The organism is Streptomyces roseofulvus, assembly GCF_039534915.1.
Lineage (GTDB): Bacteria > Actinomycetota > Actinomycetes > Streptomycetales > Streptomycetaceae > Streptomyces > Streptomyces roseofulvus.
This window is the reverse complement of sequence record NZ_BAAAWE010000001.1, coordinates 4048397-4063343: the sequence shown is the minus strand read 5'-3', so window position 1 is coordinate 4063343 and position 14947 is coordinate 4048397. Positions and strand designations below refer to the sequence as shown.

General features: G+C 73.7%; 15 protein-coding genes. 8 read left to right on the top strand and 7 right to left on the bottom strand.

The features are described 5' to 3' along the window. Window positions 1-18 precede the first annotated feature (18 nt). The 5 genes from ABFY03_RS18660 to paaA are packed head-to-tail and all read right to left on the bottom strand — an operon-like array spanning window position 19 to window position 3687. On the bottom strand, window positions 19-1080 hold the full coding sequence (locus ABFY03_RS18660) for a 2Fe-2S iron-sulfur cluster-binding protein (protein ID WP_346170412.1): 1062 nt from the start codon (window positions 1078-1080) through the stop codon (window positions 19-21). Next, window positions 1081-1584 carry a 1,2-phenylacetyl-CoA epoxidase subunit PaaD gene (paaD, locus tag ABFY03_RS18655; RefSeq protein ID WP_319011495.1) on the bottom strand — a complete coding sequence of 168 codons (504 nt, stop codon included), beginning with the start codon at window positions 1582-1584 and terminating at the stop codon, window positions 1081-1083. Then, a complete protein-coding gene (gene paaC, locus ABFY03_RS18650; protein ID WP_428838194.1) occupies window positions 1578-2393 on the bottom strand; it encodes a 1,2-phenylacetyl-CoA epoxidase subunit PaaC in 816 nt (271 codons plus the stop codon). The genes paaD and paaC overlap by 7 nt, the downstream gene beginning before the upstream one ends. Then, entirely contained in the window at window positions 2390-2677 is a 288-nt protein-coding gene (paaB, locus tag ABFY03_RS18645; protein WP_030493720.1) for a 1,2-phenylacetyl-CoA epoxidase subunit PaaB, read from the bottom strand. The genes paaC and paaB overlap by 4 nt, the downstream gene beginning before the upstream one ends. Beyond that, window positions 2674-3687 (bottom strand): 1,2-phenylacetyl-CoA epoxidase subunit PaaA, encoded by a 1014-nt coding sequence (paaA, locus tag ABFY03_RS18640; RefSeq protein ID WP_319011494.1) that lies wholly within the window; start codon window positions 3685-3687, stop codon window positions 2674-2676. The genes paaB and paaA overlap by 4 nt, the downstream gene beginning before the upstream one ends. 161 nt (window positions 3688-3848) lie before the next feature. Between paaA and ABFY03_RS18635 the strand changes: the two genes are divergently transcribed. The 3 genes from ABFY03_RS18635 to ABFY03_RS18625 are packed head-to-tail and all read left to right on the top strand — an operon-like array spanning window position 3849 to window position 6501. Then, window positions 3849-4544, top strand: coding sequence for a DUF5819 family protein (locus ABFY03_RS18635; protein WP_346170411.1), 696 nt, complete (start codon window positions 3849-3851; stop codon window positions 4542-4544). Continuing rightward, a complete protein-coding gene (locus ABFY03_RS18630) occupies window positions 4541-5824 on the top strand; it encodes an HTTM domain-containing protein (protein WP_319011492.1) in 1284 nt (427 codons plus the stop codon). The genes ABFY03_RS18635 and ABFY03_RS18630 overlap by 4 nt, the downstream gene beginning before the upstream one ends. Further along, window positions 5821-6501 (top strand): TrmH family RNA methyltransferase, encoded by a 681-nt coding sequence (locus tag ABFY03_RS18625; protein ID WP_319011491.1) that lies wholly within the window; start codon window positions 5821-5823, stop codon window positions 6499-6501. The genes ABFY03_RS18630 and ABFY03_RS18625 overlap by 4 nt, the downstream gene beginning before the upstream one ends. 30 nt (window positions 6502-6531) lie before the next feature. Here ABFY03_RS18625 and paaN read toward each other — a convergent pair whose 3' ends face one another. Continuing rightward, window positions 6532-8229 (bottom strand): phenylacetic acid degradation protein PaaN, encoded by a 1698-nt coding sequence (paaN, locus tag ABFY03_RS18620; RefSeq protein WP_319011490.1) that lies wholly within the window; start codon window positions 8227-8229, stop codon window positions 6532-6534. Window positions 8230-8413: 184 nt separating this feature from the next. Here paaN and ABFY03_RS18615 point away from each other — a divergent pair, with 184 nt between their 5' ends. Continuing rightward, the gene (locus tag ABFY03_RS18615; protein WP_346170410.1) at window positions 8414-9928 is read left to right on the top strand and encodes a 3-hydroxyacyl-CoA dehydrogenase; all 1515 of its coding nucleotides are present in this window, start codon (window positions 8414-8416) and stop codon (window positions 9926-9928) included. Continuing rightward, window positions 9925-10515, top strand: a complete 591-nt coding sequence (locus ABFY03_RS18610) for a TetR/AcrR family transcriptional regulator (protein WP_031003006.1) — start codon at window positions 9925-9927, stop codon at window positions 10513-10515. Before ABFY03_RS18615 ends, ABFY03_RS18610 begins: the two co-directional genes overlap by 4 nt. Before the next feature lie 79 nt (window positions 10516-10594). Here ABFY03_RS18610 and ABFY03_RS18605 read toward each other — a convergent pair whose 3' ends face one another. Then, window positions 10595-11161: an Lrp/AsnC family transcriptional regulator gene (locus ABFY03_RS18605; protein WP_346170409.1), complete on the bottom strand. Its 567-nt coding sequence runs from the start codon at window positions 11159-11161 to the stop codon at window positions 10595-10597. A gap of 186 nt (window positions 11162-11347) precedes the next feature. Here ABFY03_RS18605 and pdhA point away from each other — a divergent pair, with 186 nt between their 5' ends. Genes pdhA through ABFY03_RS18590 form a run of 3 tightly spaced genes read left to right on the top strand, consistent with a single transcriptional unit; the run spans window position 11348 to window position 14924 of the window. Beyond that, window positions 11348-12499 carry a pyruvate dehydrogenase (acetyl-transferring) E1 component subunit alpha gene (gene pdhA, locus ABFY03_RS18600; protein ID WP_386723645.1) on the top strand — a complete coding sequence of 384 codons (1152 nt, stop codon included), beginning with the start codon at window positions 11348-11350 and terminating at the stop codon, window positions 12497-12499. Beyond that, on the top strand, window positions 12496-13533 hold the full coding sequence (locus ABFY03_RS18595) for an alpha-ketoacid dehydrogenase subunit beta (RefSeq protein ID WP_346170408.1): 1038 nt from the start codon (window positions 12496-12498) through the stop codon (window positions 13531-13533). The genes pdhA and ABFY03_RS18595 overlap by 4 nt, the downstream gene beginning before the upstream one ends. Then, window positions 13533-14924, top strand: coding sequence for a dihydrolipoamide acetyltransferase family protein (locus tag ABFY03_RS18590; protein WP_346170407.1), 1392 nt, complete (start codon window positions 13533-13535; stop codon window positions 14922-14924). The genes ABFY03_RS18595 and ABFY03_RS18590 overlap by 1 nt, the downstream gene beginning before the upstream one ends. The last annotated feature ends 23 nt before the right edge of the window (window positions 14925-14947 follow it).

Here is a 14947-nt window from a genome sequence, read left to right as displayed (position 1 = left end):
GAATGGGCGGAAGGGCTGTCAGCGGTCGAAGTCCAGCTCGACGTCGGGGGTGGCGGGGTGGGACTGGCAGGCCAGGACGTACCCGGCGTCGGTCTCCTCCGGTTCGAGGGCGAAGTTGCGGTCCATGCGGACCTCGCCGCCGACGACGAAGGCGCGGCAGGTGCCGCAGACGCCGCCCTTGCAGGCGTAGGGGGCGTCGGAGCGGGCGCGCAGGACGGTGTCGAGGAGGCTCTCGCCGCGTTCCACGGGCCAGGTGCCGGAGCGGCCGTGCAGGGTGGCCGTGAGCGTGGCGTGGGCGGGGGTGTCGGCGGTGGGGACGGGCGCGGGGCCCGAGCCGTCGTCGACGTGGAAGATCTCCTGGTGGACGCGGGCGCGGTCGACGCCGAGGCCGCGCAGGGCCCGCTCGGCACCCTGGACGAGGCCGTAGGGGCCGCAGAGGAACCAGCCGTCGATGGCGCCGACCGGGAGGAGGGCCGGCAGGAGGGCGGTGAGCCGGTCCTCGTCGAGGCGGCCGGAGGGGAGGCCGGCCTGCTGTTCCTCGCGGGAGAGGACGGTGACGAGCTGGAACCGGTCGGGGTGCCGGTCCTTCAGGTCGGCGACCTCGTCGAGGAACATCGTGGAGGCGGCGGTGCGGTCGCTGCGGATCAGGCAGAACCGGGCCTCGGGTTCGCGGTCGAGGAGGGTGGCGGCCATGGAGAGCACGGGCGTGATGCCGCTGCCGCCGGCGACGGCGGCGAAGTGGCCGGGGCGCGGGTCGAGGACGAACCGGCCGGTGGGGGCCATGACGTCGACGGTGTGGCCGGGGGCGAGTTCCTTGAGGGCCCAGGTGGAGAAGGCGCCGCCGTCGACGAGCCGGATGCCGACGCGGAGTTCGGGCCGCTCGCCGGCCGGGGCGGCGGGGGAGCAGATCGAGTAGGTGCGGCGGATCTCCTGGCCGGACTCGTCGGTGCGGCGCAGGGCGAGGTGCTGGCCGGGGCGGTGCCGGAAGGTCTCGTGGAGGGCGTCGGGGACCGCGAAGGTGACGGCCACGGAGTCGTCGGTGAGCCGCTCGACCCGGCTCACCGGGAGCGGATGGAACATCTACAGCTCCTTGAAGTGGTCGAAGGGTTCGCGGCAGGAGGCGCAGCGGCGCAGGGCCTTGCAGGCGGTGGAGGAGAAGCGGCTGAGGAGTTCGGTGTCGGTGGAGCCGCAGTGGGGGCAGCGGATGGCCAGGGTGAGGGCGACGGGGCCGCCGGCCGGGCCCTGGGGGCGGGGCGGGGCGATGCCGAACTCGGAGAGTTTGCGGCGGCCTTCCTCGCTGATGTCGTCGGTGGTCCAGGCGGGGGCGAGGACGGTGACGACGGTGACCTCCGGTATGCCGTGCTCGTGGAGGGCGTGCTCGATGTCGGTGGACATCGTCTCGACGGCGGGGCAGCCGGTGTAGGTGGGCGTGAGGGCGACCTCGACGCGGCCTGGGCCGGTGACGTGGACGCCGCGGAGCACGCCGAGTTCGGCGAGGGTGAGGACGGGCAGCTCGGGGTCGGGGACGGCGCCGGCGATCCGGGCCAGTTCCGCTTCGAGCGGGGTGGTGGTGGCGGTCACCATGTCGCCCCCGGGTGGCTGCGGTGGAGGTGCTGCATCTCGGCGAGCATCCGGCCGAAGTGTTCGGTGTGGAGGCCCTGGCGGCCGGCTCCGGCGCGCCAGGCGCCGGTGCGGGGGCCGGTGGGGACGGTGAGGCCGGCGCGGGTGAGGACGGCGGTGACGGAGTCGAGCCAGGCCGCTTCGAGGGCGGTGGTGTCGAGGCCCAGGCCGTCGAGGGGCTGGAAGAGTTCGCCGGTGTAGCGCCAGAGGGCGTCGCAGGCCGTCTGCATGCGGCGGTGGCTCTCCTCGGTTCCGTCGCCGAGGCGGAGGGTCCAGTGTTCGGCGTGGTCCTGGTGGTAGGCGACTTCCTTGACGGCCTTGGCGGCGAGTCCGGCGAGCGGGCCGCCGTCGGCGGCCAGCGCCGCGTACAGCAGCCGCTGGTAGGTGGAGAAGTACAGCTGGCGGGCGATGGTGTGGGCGAAGTCGCCGTTGGGCTGCTCGACCAGCTGGACGTTGCGGAAGGCGCGCTCCTCGCGGAGGAAGGCGAGTTCGTCCTCGTCGCCGGCGAGGGAGAGCAGGACGCGGGCCTGGCCGAGGAGGTCGAGCGCGATGTTGGCGAGGGCGACCTCCTCTTCCAGGACGGGGGCGCTGCCGGCCCACTCCCCCAGGCGCTGGGCGAGGATGAGCGCGTCGTCGCCGAGGGCGAGGGCCGCGGCGGTGACGGCCGGGTCGGCGGGCAGGGCGGCGGCGGGCGCGGCGGGCGCGGCGGGCGCGGCGGGCGTGTCCGGGGTGCCGGCGGTGTCGCCGAGGTCGGTGGTGTGGGTGGTGGTCACAGGTGCTTCACCCCCTCCGGGATCTCGTAGAAGGTCGGGTGCCGGTAGGGCTTGTCGGCGGCCGGCTCGAAGAAGGGGTCCTTCTCGTCCGGGGAGGAGGCGGTGATGGCGGCGGAGGGCACGACCCAGAGGGAGACGCCTTCCATGCGGCGGGTGTAGAGGTCCCGGGCGTTGCGCAGGGCCATCTCCGCGTCGGGGGCGTGGAGGCTGCCGGCGTGGGTGTGGGAGAGCCCTCGGCGGGAGCGCACGAACACCTCCCACAGGGGCCAAGTGTCGCTGCTCATGCCTGTGCCTCCCCGTGCTGTCCGGTGTGCTTGCGCGCGTAGGCCGCGGCGGCCTCTCTGACCCAGGCGCCGTCCTCGTGGGCCTGGCGGCGCTTGGTGATCCGCTGGTCGTTGCAGGGGCCGTTGCCCTTGAGCACGTCCCAGAACTCGTCCCAGTCGATGGGGCCGAAGTCGTAGTGCCCGCGCTCCTCGTTCCACTTCAGGTCGGGGTCGGGGAGGGTGAGGCCGAGGGCCTCCGCCTGCGGGGCGGCGATGTCGACGAAGCGCTGGCGCAGTTCGTCGTTGGAGTGGCGCTTGATCTTCCAGGCCATGGCCTGGGTGGAGTGGGTCGACACGTCGTCGGGCGGGCCGAACATCATGAGGGACGGCCACCACCAGCGGTCCACCGCGTCCTGGGCCATGGCGTGCTGGGCCTCGGTGCCGCGGGAGAGGGCGAGGAGGGCCTCGTACCCCTGGCGCTGGTGGAAGGACTCCTCCTTGCAGACGCGGACCATGGCCCGGGCGTACGGGCCGTAGGAGCAGCGGCAGAGGGGGACCTGGTTGGTGATGGCGGCGCCGTCCACGAGCCAGCCGATGGCGCCGACGTCGGCCCAGGTGAGGGTGGGGTAGTTGAAGATCGACGAGTACTTCTGGCGGCCGCTGTGGAGCTTGTCGAGGAGCTCGTCGCGGCTGACGCCGAGGGTCTCGGCGGCGCTGTAGAGGTACAGGCCGTGGCCGGCCTCGTCCTGCACCTTGGCCATGAGGATGGCCTTGCGGCGCAGGGAGGGCGCGCGGGTGATCCAGTTGGCCTCGGGCTGCATGCCGATGATCTCGGAGTGGGCGTGCTGCGCGATCTGGCGGACGAGGGAGGCGCGGTAGGCCTCCGGCATCCAGTCGCGCGGCTCGATGCGCTCGTCGGCGGCGACCGCGGCGTCGAACACCGCCTCGCGGGCGGCCTGTGCCGCCGCGTCCGCGGCGTCCGTGCCGGGCGCTTCCGCGGTCACTGCCGTCCCTGCCGTCCCTGCGGTCATCGGACCCCCTACCGACCGATCGTTCGGTTGAATGACTTCAATGGTGGGTCGGCGGCCCGTATGGTGTCAACCCTGTGGATAACCGCCTGCTCCGTTCGGGGCGCAGACGAGCGGGTCACCGGTGGGACGGGATCGGGTCGGGAGCCCGGGATCGGGGTGGGATGAGCGCGCACATCGACGGCAGCGGGGAGCGGCGGCCGGCCGCGGGGATCCTGGCGCTGTCCCTGCCGTACCAGGTGGTCGCCGCGGTGGCGCTCGCCGCCCTGGCCGTCCTCGCCTGCCTGCACCTGGCCATGGTCTTCCTGCACGTGGCGCCGTCCAACACGATCACCAAGCAGCACGGTCAGGCCGTCGACGACTGGATCTACCCCGAGTTCGAGCAGAACTGGAAGCTCTTCGCCCCCAATCCGCTCCAGCAGAACGTCGCCGTCGAGGTCCGCGCCGAGGTCGCCGACGCGTCGGGCACCCGCCGGACCACCGGCTGGATCGACCTCACCGCGCAGGACGTCGAGGACGTCCGGGGCAGCGTCTTCCCCAGCCACACCCAGCAGAACCAGCTGCGCCGGGCGATCGACTGGTACGGCAACGCGCACGACGACGAGGGCCGTCCGAAGGGGATGCGCGGCCGGCTGTCGGAGCAGTACATGCGCCGTATCGTGCTGCCGCGCATCGAGGGCCCCGAGGCGCGCGCGGACGTCGGCGGGACGGTGCAGCGGGTGCAGATCCGCCGGGTGGTCCGTCCGGTGCAGGCTCCGCACTGGAGCACCGAGAAGCGCTCCACCACCCCCTCCATCAGCACGATGCCCTGGTGGGACATCACCGACGCCGACCGCAGCCGTACGGAGACGAGCCGATGACCGCCCCCCGACCCGCCCCGGCCGCGGCTCCGGCGCGCGTGCCCTTCGACCGCAGGCTGGCCCGGGCCGCGCAGACGGTCACCTCGCGCGCGCTGGGCCCGTACCAGACCGCGATCGTCCGCATCGGCTTCTCGCTGACCTGGCTCTTCTTCCTGCTGCGGGAGTTCCCGCACCGGCACGAGATGTACGGCCCCGACGGCCCCTGGTCGTTCGACCTCGCCCAGCGGCTGATCGCCGACAACCGGGCCTTCTCGGTCCTGATGTGGTCCGACGGGCGGCTCTGGTTCGAGGTGGTCTACGGCCTGGCGGTGGTGGCCGCCGCGCTGCTGCTCGTCGGCTGGCACACCCGGGCCGTCTCCGTGGTCTTCATGGTCGGCGCGCTGTCGCTGCAGAACCGGTCCGTCTTCCTCGGGGACGGCGGCGACAACGTGGTGCACCTCGTCTCGCTCTACCTCACGCTGATCCGCTGCGGCCAGGTCTGGTCCCTGGACGCGCGGCGGGCGGCCCGGAAGGCCGCCCGGGGCGAGGAGGCCGGCCGGCGGGTGGAGCTCGCCGGCCCCGCCCTCTGGGTCGTCCTCGGCGGCTTCCTGGTCGCCGCGACCTGGTTCAGCCCGGTCACCGGCGAGTGGTGGATGTACGTGCTGCTGTGGGTGCTCTGGCTCGGCCAGGGACTGTGGTGGCTGGTGGAGCAGTACGCGCCGGGCGAGCCCCGCGTCCTGCTGGACGTCCTCGCGAACCTCGCCCACAACGCCACGCTCCTGGTCCTCATGGCCGAGGTGTGCCTGATCTACGCCACCGCCGGCTGGTACAAGATCCAGGGCTCGCGCTGGCAGGACGGCACCGCGCTCTTCTACCCGCTGCACCTGGACTACTTCACGCCCTGGCCGGCCCTCTCCGAGCTCCTCGCCTCCAGCGGGATCATGGTCATGCTGCTCAGCTACGGCACCGTGATCGTGCAGGTCGCCTTCCCCTTCACGCTGTTCAAGCGCAAGGTGAAGAACGTCCTGCTCGTCGTGATGATGCTGGAGCACGCGGGGATCGCGGTGCTGCTCGGCCTGCCGGCCTTCTCGATGGCGATGATCGCCGCCGACGCCGTCTTCCTGCCGACCGTCTTCCTGGTCTGGCTCGGGGCACGCGCGTCCCGCGGCCGGGACCGGCTGCTGCGGCGAAAGGCCGCCGCCCAGGAGCTGCCCCCGCAGCGGCCCGCCGGGGAGCCCGCCGACGGGCCGTCCGGCGGGGAGGCGGGCGGCGAGGCCGCCCCCCGTACCCTCGTCGGGTGAGCACCACCGAAGAGAACCCCGTCCCGGCCGGCGCCGAGCCGCTCCAGTACGACGAGGGCTACGGCCCGGAGGTCGGCGTCGGCCCGCACCCGTTGCCGTGGCCCGAGGACCCGCGCTACGACCGCGAGCTGCTGGCCGAGGGCGACCGGCGCAACGTCGTGGACGCGTACCGGTACTGGACGCGGGAGGCGATCGTCGCCGACCTGGACACCCGCCGGCACGACTTCCACGTGGCCGTGGAGAACTGGGGCCACGACTTCAACATCGGATCGGTGGTGCGGACCGCCAACGCCTTCCTGGCCAAGGAGGTGCACATCGTGGGGCGGCGCCGCTGGAACCGGCGCGGCGCCATGGTCACCGACCGCTACCAGCACGTGCGGCACCACCCCGACACCGAGGCGCTCACCGCCTGGGCGGCGGCCGAGGACCTGCCGATCATCGGCATCGACAACCTGCCGGGCTCGGTGCCGCTGGAGCGGACCGTGCTGCCCCGCCGCTGTGTGCTGCTCTTCGGGCAGGAGGGGCCCGGGCTGACCGAGGAGGCCCGCCGGCACGTGCGGACGGTCTGCTCGATCGCCCAGTTCGGCTCCACCCGGTCGATCAACGCCGGCGCGGCCGCCGCGATCGCCATGCACGCCTGGATCCAGCGCTACGCCGACGTGCCGGCCCCCGCATAGGGGACCGGCACGCGCGGCCTGGCGGCCGGGTCAGGCCTGGCGGCGCACCTCGACCACGCGGAAGCGGTTGGAGACGAAGGCGCCGTCGCACAGCGCGGCGTTCGCCGCCGGGTTGCCGCCCGAGCCGTGGAAGTCGGAGAAGGCGGCCGTCTGGTTCACGTAGACCCCGCCCGTCAGGTTGAGCGAGAGCTGCGCCGACTCCTCCAGGCAGATCTCCTCCACGGCCCGCTCGGTGTCGGCGGAGGTGGTGTACGCGCCGACCGTCATCGCGCCCTTGTCGCGGATCGTGCGCCGGAGCAGCTCCAGGCCGTCGGCGGTGGAGTCCACCGAGACGGCGAAGGAGACCGGGCCGAAGCACTCGGAGAGGTACGCGGCCTCCGCGTCCGGCTTCGAGCCGTCCAGCTTCACCATGACGGGGGTGCGGACGACCGCGTCCGGGAAGTCCGGGTTGGCGACCTCGCGGGAGGCGAGCGCCACCTCGCCGAGACCGGCGGCCGCCTCCAGGCGGGCCTTCACGTCCGGGTTGACCAGGGCGCCGAGCAGGGCGTTGGCCCGGGCGTCGTCGCCGAGGAGGCCGCCGACCGCGCCGGCCAGGTCGGCCACCACCTCGTCGTACGACTTGGGGCCCTGGTCGGTGGAGATGCCGTCCCGGGGGATCAGCAGGTTCTGCGGGGTGGTGCACATCTGGCCGCTGTACAGCGACAGCGAGAACGCCAGGTTGGACAGCATCCCCTTGTAGTCGTCGGTGGAGTCGATCAGCACCGTGTTGACGCCGGCCTTCTCCGTGTAGACCTGGGCCTGCCGGGCGTTGGCCTCCAGCCAGTCGCCGAACTCGGTGGAGCCGGTGTAGTCGATGATCCGGATCTCCGGGCGGACCGCCAGGGTCTTGGCGATGCCCTCGCCCGGGCGCTCGGCGGCCAGCGCCACCAGGTTCGGGTCGAAGCCGGACTCGGCGAGGACCTCGCGGGCGATCTTCACGGTCAGCGCGAGCGGCAGGACCGCGCGCGGGTGGGGCTTCACCAGGACCGCGTTGCCCGTCGCGAGCGAGGCGAACAGGCCCGGGTAGCCGTTCCACGTCGGGAAGGTGTTGCAGCCGATCACCAGGGCGACGCCGCGGCCGACCGGGGTGAACTCCTTGCTCAGCTCCAGCGGGTCCCGCTTGCCCTGCGGCTTGGACCAGGCGGCCCGGCCGGCGGGGGTGCGGGTCTGCTCCTCGTACGCGTACGCCACCGCCTCCAGGCCGCGGTCCTGCGCGTGCGGGCCGCCGGCCTGAAACGCCATCATGAACGCCTGCCCGCTGGTGTGCATCACCGCGTGGGCGAACTCGTGGGTGCGGGCCGAGATCCGGGCCAGGATCTCCAGGCAGACCAGGGCGCGCGTCTCCGGACCGGCGTCCCGCCAGCCGGGCAGGCCGGCGCGCATCGCGGGCAGCAGCACGTCCACGTCCGCGTGCGGGTACTCGACGCCCAGCTCGGGGCCGTACGGCGAGACCTCGCCGCCGGTCCAGCCGTCGGTGCCCGGCTGGTCGAGGTCGAAGCGGCCGTTCAGCACCGCCTGGTGCGCGGCGAGGCCGGCGGCGGCGTCGAGCGAGCCGTCCGCCCCGTACGCCTTCGGGTGCTCCGGGTAGGGCGACCAGTAGGCGCGGCTGCGGATGGTGGCGAGGGCCTGATCGAGCGTGGACCGGTGCTTCTCGGCCAGAACGTCGGTGATCGGCTGGGCGGTGGCCATGGGTGGACCAACTCCTCGTCGAGCTGGGCAGGGAGACGCGTACGGAGTTAGAGTAACCGAACGATCGGTCGGGACAAGGGGGTCCGTCGATCCTGTGGAAAACCGATCGGGGAGGATCACTCCTATGAGCGCGGGCAGCGAAGCGGACATGCGTGCCAACGGGACCGTCAGGGGGAGCGCCACCATGGACGAGGCAATCGGGCGGGACCGCACGGTCGCCGTCGTCGGCACCGGCACGATGGGCCAGGGGATCGCGCAGGTGGCGCTGGTCGCCGGCCACCCCGTACGCCTCTACGACAGCGCCCCCGGCCGGGCCGCCGAGGCCGTCGCCGCCATCGGCGCCCGCCTGGACCGGCTGGTCGAGAAGGGCCGGATGGCCGCCGCCGACCGGGGGGCCGCCGCCGGCCGGCTGCACGCCGCCGAGGACCTGGCCGAGCTCGCCGACGCGGCCCTGGTCGTCGAGGCGATCGTCGAGGACCTGGAGGTCAAGCAGCGCCTCTTCGCCGACCTGGAGAAGACCGTCGGCGACGACGCCCTCCTCGCCACCAACACCTCCTCCCTCTCCGTCACCGCCATCGGCGGCCGTCTGCGGCTCCCCGGCCGCTTCGTCGGCCTGCACTTCTTCAACCCGGCGCCGCTGCTCCCCCTCGTCGAGGTCGTCCGCGGCTTCGCCACCGACGAGACCGCCGCCACGCGCGCGTACGAGACGGTCCTGGCCTGGGGCAAGACGCCGGTGCGCTGCGCCGACACCCCCGGCTTCATCGTCAACCGGATCGCCCGCCCCTTCTACGCGGAGGCGTTCCGCGTGTACGAGGAGGGCGGCGCCGACCCGGCCACCATCGACGCCGTGCTGCGCGAGTGCGGCGGCTTCCGGATGGGCCCGTTCGAGCTGACCGACCTGATCGGGCAGGACGTCAACGAGGCCGTGACCCGCTCCGTGTGGGACTCCTTCTTCCAGGACCCGAAGTTCACGCCGTCGCTGGCGCAGCGGCGGCTGGTCGAGTCGGGGCGGCTCGGCCGGAAGTCGGGGCACGGCTGGTTCTCGTACGCGGAGGGCGCGGAGCGGCCCGCGCCGCGGACCGAGGCGCCCGCGAAGGCGCCGGAGCGGATCACCGTCCGCGGCGACCTCGGGCCGGCGGAGGCGCTGGTGGGGCTGTTCGAGGAGGCGGGGATCACCGTCCGGCGCAAGCGGGGCGACGGCCTCGTCGAGCTGCCGGGCGGCGTGAAGCTCGCCCTGGTGGACGGCGAGTCCTCCTTCGAGTACCACCAGGAGGAGATCGTCTACTTCGACCTTGCCCTGGACTACGCGGCGGCGAGCCGGATCGCCCTGTCGGCCCGGGAGGGGATCGCCCCGGACGCCCTCGCCGAGGCCGTCGGGCTCTTCCAGGCGCTGGGCAAGCAGGTCTCCGTCATCGGTGACGTGCCCGGCATGATCGTGGGACGGACGGTCGCCATGCTGGCCGACCTCGCGGCCGACGCCGTCGACCGGGGCGTCGCCACGGCGGAGGACATCGACACGGCCATGCGGCTCGGCGTGAACTACCCGGCCGGACCGCTGGAGTGGGCGGCGAAGGTGGACCACCGGTGGGTCTGCGCCCTGCTGAGGCAGTTGCACGAGCGCTACCCGACGGGCCGGTACGCCCCCGCCGTCGGTCTCGTGCGCCGGGGTTACACCGAGGAAGCGGAGGAGCTGCGATGACCACCGCCCGACGCGACACCTACACCCCCGAGACGCTGCTCTCCGTCGCGGTGCGGGTCTTCAACGAGCGCGGCTACGACGGCACGTCCATGGAGCACCTGTCCAAGGCGGCCGGCATCTCCAAGTCCTCGATCTACCACCACGTGGCGGGCAAGGAGGAGCTGCTGCGGCGGGCGGTCAGCCGGGCGCTGGACGGGCTCTTCGCGATCCTCGACGAGCCGGGCGCGGTGCGCGGGCGCGCGGTGGAGCGGGTCGAGTACGTGACCCGGCGGACCGTCGAGGTGCTGATAGCGGAGCTTCCGTACGTGACGCTGCTGCTGCGGGTGCGGGGCAACACGGCGACCGAGCGGTGGGCGATGGAGCGGCGCCGGGAGTTCGACCACCGGGTGGCCGAGCTGCTCGGGGCGGCGGCCGCCGAGGGCGATCTGCGGTCGGACGTGGACATCCGGCTCGCGACCCGGCTCCTCTTCGGCATGATCAACTCGCTGGTGGAGTGGTACCGGCCGCATCCGGACCAGGCGGAGCGCGACCAGCTTGCCGAGACCGTCGCCCACCTGGCCTTCGACGGGCTGCGGAAGGCCCGCTGAGGGCTCTGGAAGGCGTACGAGAGGGCCCCGGGGACTCCCGGGGCCCTCTCGCCGTTCTCCGTCCGAGTGAGCCGCGTCCTCAGGGCCTCGGGTCGGCGTTCAGGTCCATCTCGTCGAAGACGAGCAGAGTGCGGGTGGAGAGCACCTCCGGGATGGCCTGGAGTCGGGTGAGGACCAGCTCGCGCAGGGTCCGGTTGTCCGGGGTGTGGACCAGCAGGAGGACGTCGAAGTCGCCGCTGACCAGGGCGATGTGCGCGGCGCCGGGGAGCGCTTCGAGCTGTTCGCGGACCGTGCGCCAGGAGTTCTGGACGATCTTGAGCGTGATGTAGGCGGAGGCGCCGTGGCCGGCCCGCTCGTGGTTGATCCGGGCGCTGAAGCCGCGGATCACGCCGTCGTCGATGAGCCGGTTGATCCGGGCGTACGCGTTGGCCCGGGAGACGTGCACGCGCTCGGCGACGGAGCGCACCGAGGCACGGCCGTCCGTCTGGAGCAGTCGCAGGATGTCCCGGTCTATCGCGTCCAGCGGGCGTGCCGGGACGGCGTACGCCGGCGTGTCCGGGGGAGCGCTCAGCACCTCGCCCGCCGCGTCTCCCGCCGTGTCGTCCGGGGCACCGCCCCGGGCGACGGCCATTTGTTCATCCGCCATGTCCCCCCGCCTCTCTCCGGTGGACGACCTGTCTCTATCCCAGGCTGTGGAGAACCGTTTGTCCACAGGCTGAAGGTGCCTGTAGCCAAAATGCCTCCACGACCGAACAATCGGTAGGTGAGGCGCGCCACACTCGCGCCACCCGCCTTCGGGTCTTATGCCCGCTCCCACGAGGAGGTGGACTCGTTGCAACAGCGCAGTTCGACAGTCCAGGAGCCGCTCGCCGACTCGGCCTACCGGCCCACCCCGCCGCCGGCCTGGCGTCCGCGGACCGACCCCGCCCCGCTGCTGCCCGACGCCGAGCCGCTGCGCGTGCTCGGCACGGACGCGGTGGCCGACGCCGACCCCGCGCTGCTGCGCCGGCTCTACGCGGAGCTGGTCCGCGGGCGCCGGTACAACGCCCAGGCCACCGCCCTGACCAAGCAGGGCCGGCTCGCCGTCTACCCGTCCACCACCGGCCAGGAGGCGTGCGAGATCGCCGCCGCCCTCGCCCTGGAGGAGCGGGACTGGCTCTTCCCGTCGTACCGGGACACCCTCGCGGCCGTCGCCCGGGGCCTCGACCCCGTGCAGGCGCTGACCCTGCTGCGCGGCGACTGGCACACCGGCTACGACCCGCGCGAGTACCGCATCGCGCCGCTGTGCACCCCGCTCGCCACCCAGCTGCCGCACGCCGTGGGCCTCGCCCACGCGGCCCGGCTCAAGGGCGACGACGTGGTCGCGCTCGCCATGGTCGGCGACGGCGGCACCAGCGAGGGCGACTTCCACGAGGCGCTGAACTTCGCCGCCGTCTGGCAGGCGCCGGTGGTCTTCCTCGTGCAGAACAACGGCTTCGCGATCTCCGTGCCGCTCGCCAAGCAGACCGCGGCCCCCTCGCTCGCCCACAAGGCCGTCGGCTACGGCATGCCGGGCCGGCTGGTGGACGGCAACGACGCGGTCGCGGTGCACCAGGTCCTCACCGAGGCCGTGGCCCGCGCGCGGCGCGGCGGCGGACCGACCCTCGTGGAGGCGATCACCTACCGGATCGACGCCCACACCAACGCCGACGACGCCACCCGCTACCGCGCGGACGGCGAGGTCGAGACCTGGCGGGCGCACGACCCGGTGCTCCTCCTCGAACGGGAGCTGACCGAGCGCGGTCTGCTCGACGAGGAGGGCCGGCGGGCGGCGGCCGAGGCCGCGGAGACCATGGCGGCGGAGCTGCGCGAGCGGATGAACGCCGACCCGGTGCTCGACCCGATGGACCTCTTCACCCACGTCTACGCCGAGCAGACCGCGCAGCTGCGCGAGCAGGCGGCGCAGCTGCGGGCCGAACTCGAAGCGGAGGGCGAGAGCCGATGACGACGGCGACGACCGGCGCGGCGGCCGCCAAGGCGGCGGGCCGGACCAAGCCGGCCACCATGGCGCAGGCGCTCCAGCGCGCCATGCGCGACGCGATGGCCGAGGACCCGACCGTCCACGTGATGGGCGAGGACGTCGGCACCCTCGGCGGGGTCTTCCGGGTCACCGACGGGCTGGCCAAGGAGTTCGGCGAGGACCGCTGCACGGACACGCCGCTGGCCGAGGCGGGCATCCTCGGCACCGCCGTCGGCATGGCCATGTACGGCCTGCGGCCGGTGGTCGAGATGCAGTTCGACGCGTTCGCCTACCCGGCGTTCGAGCAGCTCGTCTCGCACGTGGCGCGGATGCGCAACCGGACGCGCGGCGCGATGCCGATGCCGATGGTGATCCGGGTGCCGTACGGCGGCGGGATCGGCGGCGTCGAGCACCACAGCGACTCCTCCGAGATCTACTACATGGCCACCCCCGGCCTGCACGTGGTCACCCCGGCGACCGTCGAGGACGCCTACGGGCTGCTGCGGGCGGCGATCGCCTCCGACGACCCGGTGGTCTTCCTGGAGCCCAAGCGGCTCTACTGGTCCAAGTCCGAATGGTCGCCCGAGGCGCCCGCGCGCGTGGAGCCGATCGGCAAGGCGGTGGTCCGCCGGCCCGGCACCAGCGCCACCCTGATCACCTACGGCCCCTCGCTGCCGGTCTGTCTGGAGGCGGCCGAGGCCGCCACCGCGGAGGGCTGGGACCTGGAGGTCGTGGACCTCCGCTCGCTCGTGCCCTTCGACGAGGAGACCGTCGCCGCGTCGGTGCGGCGCACCGGCCGCGCGGTCGTGGTCCACGAGTCCGGCGGCTTCGCCGGCCCGGGCGCGGAGATCGCCGCCCGGATCACCGAGCGCTGCTTCCACCACCTGGAGGCGCCGGTGCTGCGGGTCGCGGGCTTCGACATCCCGTACCCGCCGCCGATGCTGGAGCGGCACCACCTGCCGGGCGTCGACCGGGTCCTGGACGCGGTCGCTCGGCTCCAGTGGGAGGCGGGGAACTGATGGCTCAGGTCCTGGAGTTCAAGCTCCCCGACCTCGGTGAGGGACTCACCGAGGCCGAGATCGTCCGCTGGCTCGTGGACGTCGGCGACGTCGTCGCCATCGACCAGCCGGTCGTCGAGGTCGAGACCGCCAAGGCGATGGTCGAGGTGCCCTGCCCGTACGGAGGCGTGGTCACCGCCCGCTTCGGCGAGGAGGGCACCGAACTGCCCGTCGGCGCACCGCTCCTGACGGTCGCCGTCGGCGCCTCCGCCGGCGCGGCGCCCGCCGCCGCGCCCGCGCCCGCCGCCGAGGCGGAGCCGGCCGCGTCCGCCGTCTCCTCGGAGTACTCCGGCAACGTCCTCGTCGGCTACGGCACGGCGGGCCCCGCGGCCCGGCGCCGCCGGATCCGCCCCCAGTCCCCGGCCGTCGCGCACCCCACGCCGAACGCGACGGCCGGTCCCCCCACGACGACCGCCCCCCTCGCCGGGGCCGGTCCCGTCGCGGCGGCCCCCGCCGCGGTCGCCGTCCCCGAGGGGCCCGTCGCGGTCATCTCCCCGCTCGTGCGGAAGCTGGCCCGCGACCGGGGCCTCGACCTGCGGGAGGTGCGCGGCTCCGGCCCCGAGGGGCTGATCCTGCGCGCCGACGTCGAGCGGGCCCTCGCCGCCCGGGAGACGCCCGCCGTGGCGGCCCCGGCCGCCGCGCCCTCCGCCGGCACCGCCCCGGCCGGGGAGCGGATCCCGCTGCGCGGGCTGCGCGGAGCCGTCGCCGACAAGCTCTCCCGCAGCCGCACCGAGATCCCCGACGCGACCTGCTGGGTGGACGCCGACGCCACCGAACTCATGGCCGCGCGGGCGGCGATGAACGCGGCGGGCGGGCCGAAGATCTCGCTCCTCGCGCTCCTCGCCCGGATCTGCGTCCACGCCCTGGCCCGCTTCCCCGAGCTGAACTCCACCGTGGACACGACCGCCCGCGAGATCGTCCGGCTGCCCGGGGTGCACCTCGGCTTCGCCGCGCAGACCCCGCGCGGGCTCGTCGTCCCCGTGGTCAGGGACGCCGGCAGCCGGACCGCCGAGTCTCTGACCGAGGAGTTCGCCCGGCTCACCGAGGTGGCCCGGCAGGGCACCCTCACCCCGGCCGACCTCACCGGCGGCACCTTCACCCTCAACAACTACGGGGTGTTCGGGGTGGACGGCTCCACGCCGATCATCAACCACCCCGAGGCGGCCATGCTCGGCGTCGGCCGGATCATCCCCAAGCCCTGGGTGCACCAGGGCGAACTGGCCGTCCGTCAGGTGGTGCAGCTCTCGCTCACCTTCGACCACCGGGTCTGCGACGGCGGCACGGCCGGCGGCTTCCTGCGGTACGTCGCGGACTGCGTCGAGCAGCCCGCGGTGCTCCTGCGGACCGTCTGAGCCGACGTCCGCCGGCCCGGCCG